At 60.3% G+C, this 589-nt stretch carries 1 rRNA gene; it reads left to right on the top strand.

The window, feature by feature from the left end:
- A 16S ribosomal RNA gene (locus AC27E8_RS00285) occupies positions 1-411 on the top strand; the annotation flags it as partial.
- Positions 412-589 lie beyond the last annotated feature (178 nt).

The raw sequence follows: 589 nt of genomic DNA on the forward strand, positions 1-589 counted from the left end.
TTGAGGCGGGGACTCACAGGTGACTGCCGGCGTAAGTCGGAGGAAGGCGGGGATGACGTCAAATCATCATGCCCCTGATGTCCTGGGCTACACACGTGCTACAATGGGCGGTACAAAGGGAGGCGAAGCCGCGAGGCGGAGCGAAACCCAAAAAGCCGCTCGTAGTTCGGATTGCAGGCTGCAACTCGCCTGCATGAAGCCGGAATTGCTAGTAATCGCGGATCAGCATGCCGCGGTGAATACGTTCCCGGGCCTTGTACACACCGCCCGTCACACCACGAGAGTCGGCAACACCCGAAGTCGGTGAGGTAACCCCGCAAGGGGAGCCAGCCGCCGAAGGTGGGGTCGATGATTGGGGTGAAGTCGTAACAAGGTAGCCGTACCGGAAGGTGCGGCTGGATCACCTCCTTTCTAGGGAGAAGGACGGGGCTTGCGGGTTTGGGAGGTTGGGTGTGTTTAGTTTTGAGGGAGCGAGAGCTCTCTCGGAGGACCTTGGCAAGTGCATAGGGAGAAAGGCAAGGTGAAGCTAGGAAGGGCACACGGTGGATGCCTAGGCGCCAAGAGCCGAAGAAGGACGGGGCGAACGCCG

It is taken from the genome of Alicyclobacillus sp. CIJ1 (assembly GCF_057538885.1).